Source organism: Streptomyces flavofungini, assembly GCF_041028215.1.
Lineage (GTDB): Bacteria > Actinomycetota > Actinomycetes > Streptomycetales > Streptomycetaceae > Streptomyces > Streptomyces flavofungini_B.
Genome location: NZ_JASKYR010000274.1, coordinates 1 through 10,462, shown reverse-complemented (window position 1 = coordinate 10,462; position 10,462 = coordinate 1). Strand labels below are relative to the sequence as shown.

The 10,462-nt window shown below is 72.5% G+C and carries 5 protein-coding genes and 1 pseudogene; 4 read left to right on the top strand and 2 right to left on the bottom strand.

The annotated features are described in order from the left end of the window. Window positions 1–179 precede the first annotated feature (179 nt). Window positions 180–1,730 carry an alpha/beta hydrolase gene (locus AB8Z36_RS19730; protein WP_369214662.1) on the bottom strand — a complete coding sequence of 517 codons (1,551 nt, stop codon included), beginning with the start codon at window positions 1,728–1,730 and terminating at the stop codon, window positions 180–182. Window positions 1,731–1,836: 106 nt separating this feature from the next. Continuing rightward, the gene (locus tag AB8Z36_RS19725) at window positions 1,837–4,635 is read right to left on the bottom strand and encodes a lysylphosphatidylglycerol synthase domain-containing protein (RefSeq protein ID WP_369214661.1); all 2,799 of its coding nucleotides are present in this window, start codon (window positions 4,633–4,635) and stop codon (window positions 1,837–1,839) included. Between the two features lie 173 nt (window positions 4,636–4,808). Here AB8Z36_RS19725 and AB8Z36_RS42310 point away from each other — a divergent pair. From AB8Z36_RS42310 to AB8Z36_RS19705, 4 genes and pseudogenes are all read left to right on the top strand, one after another. Beyond that, window positions 4,809–5,174: pseudogene (locus AB8Z36_RS42310) on the top strand (MGMT family protein); the annotation flags it as partial. A gap of 410 nt (window positions 5,175–5,584) precedes the next feature. Continuing rightward, complete coding sequence (locus tag AB8Z36_RS19715; RefSeq protein WP_369214659.1) at window positions 5,585–9,217, top strand: ATP-dependent helicase; 3,633 nt, start codon at window positions 5,585–5,587, stop codon at window positions 9,215–9,217. Window positions 9,218–9,313: 96 nt separating this feature from the next. Next, window positions 9,314–10,012 carry a hypothetical protein gene (locus AB8Z36_RS19710; protein WP_369214658.1) on the top strand — a complete coding sequence of 233 codons (699 nt, stop codon included), beginning with the start codon at window positions 9,314–9,316 and terminating at the stop codon, window positions 10,010–10,012. 153 nt (window positions 10,013–10,165) lie between these two features. Further along, the coding region (locus AB8Z36_RS19705; RefSeq protein WP_440581956.1) for a UvrD-helicase domain-containing protein at window positions 10,166–10,462 on the top strand (297 nt) is incomplete at its 3' end.

Sequence of the window (10,462 nt, the reverse complement as noted above, 5' to 3'; positions counted from 1 at the left end):
CGCCGTCGTCGGACGAGCCGCCGCAGCCCACGGCGACTCCCGCCGTCAGCACCCCTGCGGCGGCCAGGGCCATGGACCGTACGAAACGCTGCATCGCGCGCTTCCCCCCTCGGAAGACAGTCAAGCCATAGTAGGTGCTGTCACTGACAGTGACCGAATACGGCTCGACGGGTGAGGGTTCAGGAGCAGACCGTTCCGCTCTTCGGGACCGTCCCGTCGAGCAGATAGCCGTCCACGTTCTCCCGGACGCACTTGTTCTTGCTGTCGTACGCCCCGTGGCCCTGCCCCTTGTACGTCAGCTCGACGCCGACGTCCTTGCCGAGGGCCCGCGCCATCTTCCGGGCGCCCTCGTACGGCGTGGCCGGGTCGCCGGTGTTGCCGATGACGACGATGGGCGGCGCCTTCTCGGCGCCCACGTCCGGGTGGTCGGCCTGGCCCTCGACCGCCCAGTCGGTGCAGCCGGTCATGCCCCAGGCCAGGTAGTCACCGAACAGCGGGGAGGCCTCGCGGAAGTCGGGGAGCTTCTTCTCGACGTCGTCGGTGGAGTAGCGCGGCTTGTCGTCGGCGCAGTTGATGGCGACGTTGGCGGCCTGGATGTTGCTGTAGCTGCCGTCCTCGTTGCGCCCGTTCATCGAGTCGGCGAGCGCCATCAGGATTCTGCCGTCACCGTCGTAGGCCTCGTCGAGTCCCTGGGTGAGGTACGGCCAGAAGTCCTTGGAGTACAGGGACTGCGCGATGCCGCTGGTGGCGGCGGTCTGGGTCAGCTTGCGCGGCGGCAGGCCGCTGATGGGCCGGGAGTCCAGGTCGTCGAGGAGCTTCGCGATCTTCTTCTTGATGTCGTCGGCCGAGTTCCCGATCGGGCAGTCGTCCTCCTTGGCCGCGCAGTCCTCCGCGAAGTTGTCCAGCGCGAGCTGGAACCCCTTGGCCTGGCCGAGGGAGCTCTGCTCGGCGTCCTGGGTGGGGTCGACGACCGCGTCGAAGACCGCGCGGCCCACCTTCCCGGGGAACAGGTGCGCGTACACGCCACCGAGCTCGGTGCCGTACGAGATGCCGAAGTAGTGCAGCTTGTCGTCGCCGAGCACCTGGCGCATCAGGTCCATGTCGCGGGCCGCGTCGGTGGTGCGGACATGGGGGAGCGTGCGGCCGGAGTTCTTCTCGCACGCGCTGTTGAAGGCCTTGACGTTGTCCACGAGCTTCTTGCGCTCGGCCTCGTCGTCGGGGGTGGAGTCCTGCTGGAAGTACGTGTCGAGCTGCTCGTCGTCCTCGCACTTGATCCCGGCGCTGCGGCCGACCCCGCGCGGGTCGAAGCTCACCAGGTCGTAGCGGGTGCGCAGCTTGGCGTACTCCTCGCCGAAGGCGGGCAGCGTGGTGACGCCCGAGCCGCCGGGCCCGCCGAAGTTGAAGACCAGGGAGCCGATGCGCTTGTCCTTGTCGCCGCTGGTGGCCGCCTTGATGAGGGCGATGTCGAGGGTGTCGCCCTTGGGCTTCGACCAGTCCAGGGGGGCCTTCATGGTGGCGCACTGCCACTCGGCACCGCCCGGCAGCGGGGACGGGGCGTCACCGCCGCCCTCGGCGGCGCTGGGCGAGGGGCAGTCCTTCCAGCTCAGCTTCTGCTTCGACAGGTCCTCGCCCTTGGCGTCCTTGGAGTCGCCGCCACAGGCCGCGAGCGTCGAGGACAGGAGCAGGGCGGCGGCCAGAGCGGTGGCACGTGGCTGGGTCCGTGTGAGCATGTGCCCATCCTGCGGCGGCTCCTGACGGGGCGCTCGGGACGGGGGCCGTGCGGGTGAGCCGGAGCGGGCCCGGAAGACCGGGCGGCGGCCCGGTCGGGCCCGCCGGTCAGAGCAGGCCCTTCCTTGTGAGGTGGTTGAAGAACAGCCACCCGGGGAGCACCGGAAGCCACAGCGTCAGGAGGCGGAAGAGCAGCACGGCGGGGGCCGCCACGTCCTTGGGCACGCCGACCGCGATCAGACCGAAGGTCAGGGTGGCCTCGACCGCGCCGACGCCGCCGGGGGTCGGCGCCGCCGAGCCGAGCGCGTTGCCCGCCAGGAAGACCACGGCGACACTCGCGAGGCTGAGGGTCGTCATCTCCTCGCTGCCGAACGCCCGCACCGAGGCGTCCAGGCAGAGCACGAACATCAGGGTGAGCAGCAGCATGCCGCCGATGCCCGTGAGCAGCTTCTGGGGGCGCTGGAGGACGTCGAGCATGCGCGGCACGACGCCCGCGAAAAGCGACCGCACGCGCGTGACGACGAATTTCCGCAGGAACGGGATGGCCGTCACCACGAGCACGAGCACCGCGACGGAGAGGAGACCCGCGATGACGGTGCGGGACGGCGTGAACGACGGTGTCTTCTCCGTACCCGTCAGATAGCCGAAGACCAGCAGCAGCAGGATGTGCGAGCCGAGGCCGAAGAGCTGCGACGCGCCGACGCTCGCCACCGCGAGCCCGGACCGGACGCCGGAGCGCTGGAGGAACCGCGTGTTGAGCGCGACACCGCCGACGGCGGCCGGTGCCACGATCTTCACGAACGAACCGGCGACCTGCGCCGCCACCGTCCGCAGGAACGGCACCCGCTCCGGCACGAAGCCGAGCAGGCTCATCGCGGCGGCGAAGTAGCTCAGCGCGGAGAAGCCGACGGCGGCGGCCACCCAGCCCCACTGGGCCTCCTGGAACAGCGTGCCGAACTCGACGTGGGTGAGCTGCGAGAGCAGGAAGTACGCGCCGATGGCACCGGCGATGAAACTGATCAGCGTGCGCGGCCTGATCCGCTCCAGCTGCGCGGGCTCGACCGGCGCCGTCGGGCGGATGAGCAGCACCTGGTGGCGGATCTGGGTGAGCAGATCCTCCTCGCGGGCCTGTTCCAGGGCCTCGTCTATGGCCTGCTTCTCGGCCTGCCGCTCCTGCTTAGCGGCCTGCTTCTCCTGCTTAGCGGCCTGCTTCTCCTGCTTCTGGGCCTGCTTGTCCGTGCGGACGCCGCCGTCCTCGGGCACGTCCGCGCGTGCGCCCTGGCGGGACTTGCGCGAGGCCTCCAGGACCGCCTCGCGCTCGCGCTGGGAGCGCTCGCGGGCCAGCTTGCGCAGCGTGGCCCGGGTGGAGCGGGTGAGGGCGATCGGCTGGAGCAGCGGCAGGCAGTCGGCCACCGCGTCGGGCCCGAGGACCTCGACGGCCGAGGCGACCGAGCGCTCGGCGCCCACGCGCAGACCGAGCGCGGTGAGGAGCTGGGCGGTGTCCATACGCAGCACCAGGTCGCCCGCGGCGATCTCCCCGCCGCGCAGATCCGTGAGGATCACCGTGCCGGAACGATCCACCAGGATCGCGTCACCCGCCAGCCTCCGGTGCGCGATCCGCCGGGACTGGAGCGCCTGCACCTGCCGCCAGGTCTCCAGCAGCAGCCCGTCGGTGATCTCCTCGTCCTCCAGGGTGTCGAGGGAGCGTCCGCCCGTGTGCTCGTAGACGAGCATCACCGCGTCGGGGCCGAGCTCGGAGGTGGCGATCAGCTTGGGCGCGTTGGCGCCGGCCGCGATCGCCGCGTAGGCGAGGAGCGCCTCCTGCTCCAGGGCCTGGCGCAGCGACTGGAGGCTGCGCCGCTGGGTGATGCCGCGCAGCGTGAGCCTGCGCCAGACACGGTAGAAGAAGCCCTGCGCCTGCTGCTCGCGGTCGATGACCGTGACGTCGAGCGGCGGGCCGTCCTCCAGGGTCACGAAGTAGCGGCGGCCGCGGTCGCCGTGCTCGCTGTCCTGCGACTCCTCGCGGGCGGCGCTGACGGGGTGGAAGCCGACGTGCCGCAGGCCCGCGAGGAGCGTCTGCCCGGTGGGCCGTACGTTCGGCGAGCCGACCGCGTAGAGCGTTCCGTAGGCCACGGTCCAGCCGATGAGCACCGTCAGGATGATCGAGAACGGTGTGGTGTAGCCGGTGACGAGCATGGTGAACGCGTCGAGCAGCAGCACCACGAAGAGCACCAGGCGCCAGCGCGGTCTGCGCGACATCCCGACGGCCGTCATGTACGCGATGACCGGCGCGAGGTAGCCGTGCACCGGGTCGGTGAAGGCGTGGATGTCCGCGGGGGAGGGCTTGGTGAGGGCGTCCTGGATGGAGCCGGGGGCGGCCTTCGCGACCCAGAGGTCGGTGGCCAGGGTGACGCCGTGCGCGAGGACGGCGGCGAGGACGCCGTCGGCGATGCGCAGGCCGTCGCGCTTGATCAGCCGTTCGATCGCGAAGGCGACGGGGACGAGCAGCACGCCGATGCTGGCGACCAGGCCCGCCACCTTGATGAGCAGGTCGGGCGCCTGCTCCGTGCCCTTGTCGATGTCCTGTTCGAGGCCTGAGGTCGTGCCGTGCGCGAACGCGGCGATGGCCAGGAGCACGCCGATGGCGATGACCCCGACGAGGAGCCGCATGAGGTCGGAAGGACGGTGCACGCGCGCGGAGAGGAGCGGTTCGTCGCGCTCCACCCGGTCCGTGTGGGCGCCTTCGCCGTCCGCACAGGGGTCGGTGCCGGCGCCGGTCTCGATGCCGTCGTCGGCCTTGGGTTCCGGGGCACCGGTGTCCAGGTTCGACTCGGACGCAGAGGTGCCCGCCTTCTCATCGGGATGCACGCCCTGCCGTTCCGTCGTCTCTTCTTGATCTCGTATCACCAGTCACCGCCCGCACGATGGTGGCATGCCGGATCACGACAGGGGGGCATCAGGGGGCAACGCAAGGACGCGAAGTGGTCACGAAACGACACTTCTCGCCGCCTCGCACGCGCCGCCCCGGGCTCCGCCGCGGGCCGTTCACGGTGTCGGCGCGGTGCGGCAGGATGGTCCGGATGAGCGACGAGAGCCGACCTGGACGGGTGCCGTCCGACGATGCCGCCCCCGAGCTTCCGGAGTACGCGGAGCGGGTCCTTGAGGTCGCGGAACTGATCCCTCCGGGCCGTGTGATGACGTACGGAGATGTCGCCGAGTGGCTTCAGGAAGGGGGCCCGCGCCAGGTCGGGCGCGTGATGGCCCTCTACGGAGGCGGTGTGCCGTGGTGGCGCGTCGTGCGCTCGGACGGTGTCCTGCTGCCGGGCAGCGAACTGCGGGCCCTCGACCGGTACCGCGCCGAGGGCACCCCCTTGCGCGAGGCCTCGCGCGCCGCCCAGGGGCATGTGCCGAAGCTGGACATGCGGCGGGCGCGGTGGGACGGGGGAGAGGTGACGGGCGKGGTGGATGTGAYGAATATGACGGATGTGGTCCATGTGACGCACGTCGCGCCGATCGGTGCCGCGGCGGACTGGGACGACGTGGATGCGGCAGGCTCCGGGGGAGGGCCTGGGGCTGTCTCCGGAGGCGGGCGGTCCGGGCGGCGCCACGCGGGCGGCCCCGCTGGCGGCGGCGCGGAAGGCGACGCCGCGGGGGTCGCTCGCCCGCAGGCTCCGGAGGCTCACACCTGACAGCTTCCGGCATCCGGGGGCGCGACGGAGGGCCGGTGACCCGTACGGGGGAAGCCGAGCATCCTCCGCGCGCACTGGCGTAGCGTCGACAGCACGCATCCCCGTCACCCCGCTGCCCCCGCGCAGCCGCTCTCCGACCAGCACACCCACCAGGACCGGCGACCCACGTGAGTTCCCCTTCTTCCGCCCGGCACCTCCGGCACCCGTCGCACCACCAGGCGCGACAGGGGACCCCGGGTGCCTACCGACTGGTGCGTACGCCGCCGGCTCCGGCGGATCCCCCTCGCTTGGACGCGGGCCAGCGCGCGGTGGTTGACCACAGGGGCGGACCGCTCCTCGTGCTCGCGGGTCCCGGCACGGGCAAGACGACCACCCTGGTGGAAGCCGTCGCCGCGCGCGTGGCCCGCGGGGCCGATCCCGCGCGCCTACTGGTGCTCACCTTCAGCCGCAAGGCGGCCGTCGAGCTGCGGGACCGCATGGCGCTGCGGATGGGCCGGGCCCGCGCCCCGCAGGCCACGACGTTCCACTCCTTCTGCTACGCCCTCGTACGCGCCCACCAGGACGCCGATCTCTTCGTCGAGCCGCTGCGGCTCCTCTCGGGACCCGAGCAGGACGTGGCGGTACGCGAGCTGCTCGCGGGCCAGATCGACCTGGCCAAGGAGGGCCGCGGCCGGGTCCGCTGGCCCGACGAGCTGCGGGCCTGCCTCACCACCCGCGGCTTCGCCGACGAGGTGCGTGCCGTACTCGCCCGCAGCCGTGAGCTGGGCCTCGGTCCGGCCGCCCTGGAGGACTTCGCCCGCCGCAGCGGCCGGCCCGACTGGGGGGCGGCGGCGGCCTTCCTCGCCGAGTACCTGGACGTGCTCGACCTCCAGGGGACGCTCGACTACGCGGAACTCGTCCACCGCGCGGTGCTGCTCGCGCGCCGCCCCGAGGTGGAGCGGGCGCTCGGCGCGCAGTACGACGCCGTCTTCGTGGACGAGTACCAGGACACCGATCCGGCGCAGGTGCGGCTGCTGCGCGCGCTCGCCGGGAACCGGGGGCCGCACTCCCCGCGCGCGGGAGGCGTGGACGGTGACCGCGCGGGCCGTACGCTCGTCGCCTTCGGCGACCCCGACCAGTCGATCTACACCTTCCGGGGCGCCGATGTGAACGGCATCCTGGAGTTCCCCCACGACTTCCCGCGCGCGGACGGCACTCCGGCGCCGGTCGAGGTCCTGACGACGTCGCGCAGGTCGGGCGCGCGTCTGCTGGCCGCCACCCGGCTGCTCACCCGCCGGATGCCGCTGCCCCGGCTGCCCGCGGAGAAGGTGCGGGCCCACCGGGAGCTGACGCCGGTCAGGGACGGCGGCCGGGTCGAGGTGTACACGTACCCGACGGCCGGTACGGAGCTCGACAACATCGCGGACATCCTGCGGCGCGCGCACCTGGAGGAGGGCGTCCCCTGGGGCGACATGGCGGTCCTGGTCCGCGCCGGTGCCCGCACGATCCCCGCCATCCGCCGCGGCCTCAGCGCCGCGGGCGTCCCCCTGGAGATAGACGGCGACGACATCGCCCTGCGCCACGAACCGGCGGTGACGCCTCTCCTGACGGCGCTGCGGGTGGTGGCGACGGCGGTGCTGTCGGAGACGGAAGCGGGGCCCGAGGCCGCCTCCGGAGCCGCGGGGTCCTCGGAGTCGGAGGCAAGGCCCGAGGCTGCCTCCGGAGCCGCAGGTGCCTCGGAGCCGGAGGCGGGCGTGGGGCTGGAGTCGCCCCCGGAGCCGGAGCCGGAGTCGGAGTCGGAGCCGGAGCCGGAGTCGGAGCCGGAGTCGGAGCCGGAGGCGGAGCCCGAGCCGGAGGCGGAGTCCGGGGCGGAGGCGGAGTCCGGGGCGGAGTCCGGGGCGGAGCCGGAGGCTGAGGCACGGCCCACCGCCGCCCCCTCCTGGCTCGACACCGAGACCGCGCTCGCCCTGCTCACCTCGCCGCTCGCCGGTATGGACGCCGCCGATCTGCGTCGGCTCGGGCGCGCCCTGCGTGAGGAGGAGCGGGCGGCGGGCAACCACGTGCCGCCGCCGTCCGACGAGCTCCTCGCACGGGCGCTCGCCGAGCCGGAGCGCCTCGTCGCCCACGACCCCACGTACGCCCGTGGCGCCCAGCGCCTCGGCGCGCTGCTCCGCAAGGCCCGTGAGCGCCTCGCGGGCGGCGGTACGGCCGAGGAGGCCCTCTGGGACCTCTGGGACGGCACACCCTGGCCCAAGCGCCTCGAACGCACCGCACGGCGCGGCGGCGCGGCGGGCCGCAACGCCGACCGTGATCTGGACGCGGTGTGTGCCCTGTTCGCCGCCGCGGCCCGCGCCGAGGAGCGCACCGGTGGCCGGGGCGCCCTGAACTTCCTCGAGGAGACCGAGGCGCAGGACATCGCCGCGGACACGCTCACCCGCAGGGCGGCGCGCCCCGACGCCGTACGGCTGATGACGGCCCACCGCTCCAAGGGCCTCGAATGGCGGCTCGTCGTGGTGGCGGGCGTCCAGGAGGGGCTCTGGCCCGACCTGCGCCGCCGCGGCTCGCTCCTGGAGGCCGACCGCATCGGGCGCGACGGCCTCGCCGAGCCGCTCACCCCCGGAGCGCTCCTCTCCGAGGAGCGCCGCCTGTTCTACGTGGCCGCCACGCGCGCGCGAGAGCGCCTCGTCGTGACCGCGGTCAAGGCGCCCGCCGACGACGGAGACCAGCCGTCCCGCTTCCTCACCGAGCTGGGCGTCGAGCCCAAGGACGTGACGGGCCGGCCGCGCCGCCCGCTCTCCGTCGCCGCCCTGGTGGCGGAGTTGCGCGCCACCACCGTCGACCCGCGCGTGTCCGAGCCGCTGCGCGAGGCGGCGGCCCAGCGCCTCGCCCGGCTCGCCGCCCTGAGCGACACCGACGGCCGCCCTCTCGTGCCGTCGGCGCACCCGTACCGCTGGTGGGGCATGTACGAACCGACGGCGAGCGAGGTTCCGCTGCGGGACCGCGACAAGCCCGTCGTGCTCTCCGGCAGCGCGCTCGACCAGCTCGCCAACACCTGCGCCCTCCAGTGGTTCCTGGGGCGCGAGGTGAAGGCGGACGCGCCCGCGACCGCCGCCCAGGGCTTCGGGAACGTGGTGCACGTACTGGCCGACGAGGTCGCCTCCGGACGCACCCCCGCCGACCTCGCCGTCCTCATGGAACGCCTCGACTCCGTGTGGGACGCGCTCGCCTTCGACGCTCCCTGGAAGTCGGCCCAGGAGAAGGAGCACGCGCGCGTGGCGCTCGAACGCTTCCTCCAGTGGCACGTCGACACCAACGGAACCCGTGCGGGCCGTACCCCCGTGGCCAGCGAGCACGGCTTCGACGTGACCCTCGAAGCGGGGCCCTACGAAGTACGCGTACGAGGCTCGATGGACCGCGTCGAACAGGACGCGGAAGGCCGTGCCTACGTAGTCGATTTCAAGACGGGCAAGCAGGCACCGAGCGCCGCCGAGGTCGCCCGGCACCCGCAGCTCGCGGTCTACCAGCTCGCGCTCCGCGAGGGCGCCGCGGACGACGTCCTCGACGGCGTACGACCGGAACCGGGCGGCGCCGAACTGGTGCAGCTCCGCCAGGGCGCCGCCAAGAAGAACGGCGGCGACGCCCTCCCCAAAGTGCAGGCCCAGGAGGCGCTTTCGGGCGAGTGGATCGGCGACCTGCTCGCGACGGCCGCGGGCAAGGTCCTCGACGAACGCTTCACACCGACGACCGGCCAGCACTGCACCCACTGCTCCTTCCGCGCCTCGTGCAGCGCCCGCCCGGAGGGGCGGCAGGTCGTGGAGTAGCCCCGGGGGACCCGCCACTCCCTTGGGCGAATTAAAGTCACGGTAAGAACTTGCTGTGTGCCGTCCGAGGCGCACCTTTTTGAGGAGTACGCATATATGGCAGCCAACCGGAAGCTCCTGGCAGTGGCAGTCGCCTGTGCCGCCGCCGTCATCGGCGTGACGGGCTGCAGCAGCGACGGCGACAAGGACCCCTTCGACGGCATGAGCGCCGACAAGATCGCCGAGAAGGCGTCCAAGGCGTCCAAGGACGCCGGGTCCTACCGCATGAAGGGCCAGATGAAGCAGAACGGCCAGACCAGCGACATCGAGTTCGCGGTCGCCGAGTCCGGCGACTGCAAGGGCACGATGGGCTCGGCCAAGACGGGCAAGGCCGAGTTCCTGTCCGCCGGGAAGTTCTCCTACTCCAAGGGCGACGACAAGTTCTGGGAGGCCCAGGGCGGCGGCGCCACGGCGGAGCTCCTCAAGGGCCGCTGGGTGAAGCAGCCCAACAAGGGCGGCAAGGCGATCTGCAACCCGGACGACATGTTCAGCAACAAGAACCTCAAGAAGCTGAAGCGTGGCGACGACTCCGAGGTCGCGGGCACCAAGGCGGCCGTCCTGACCCGCAAGAAGGGCGACGAGACCACCACCTTCTACGTCGCGATGGAGGGCAAGCCGTACTTCCTGAAGGTCGTGAACAAGGGCAGCGACGGCCCCGGCACCGTGACCTTCACCGACTACGGCAAGGCGGTCGAGGTCAAGGCCCCGCCGGCCAACGAGACCGTCGACCCCGAGAAGCTGGCCTCGGGCTCCTGACGCCCCAGGTCTCCTGAAGCCCCAGGTCTCCTGACCCCGCGCATTCCGCGCATTCCGCGCATCCCGCGCATCCCGCGTTTCACCTGAGCGTGCGGTGGCCGCGCGCAGCCCGGCCCGGCCCGGTTGTCAGTGGCCACCGCTAGCCTCTCTGATGTGCCACCTCGCATCACCGACCCCGAGCAGCTCAAAGAGCTCCTCGGCATCCCGTTCACCCCGGAGCAGACGGCCTGCATCATCGCGCCGCCCGCCCCGCAGGTGATCGTGGCCGGAGCCGGTTCGGGCAAGACGACGGTGATGGCGGCCCGCGTGGTGTGGCTGGTCGGCACCGGCCAGGTGGCCCCCGAGCAGGTTCTCGGCCTGACGTTCACGAACAAGGCGGCGGGCGAGCTCGCCGAGCGCGTCCGGCAGGCGCTGATCAAGGCCGGGGTCACCGACCCCGAGGCACTGGCC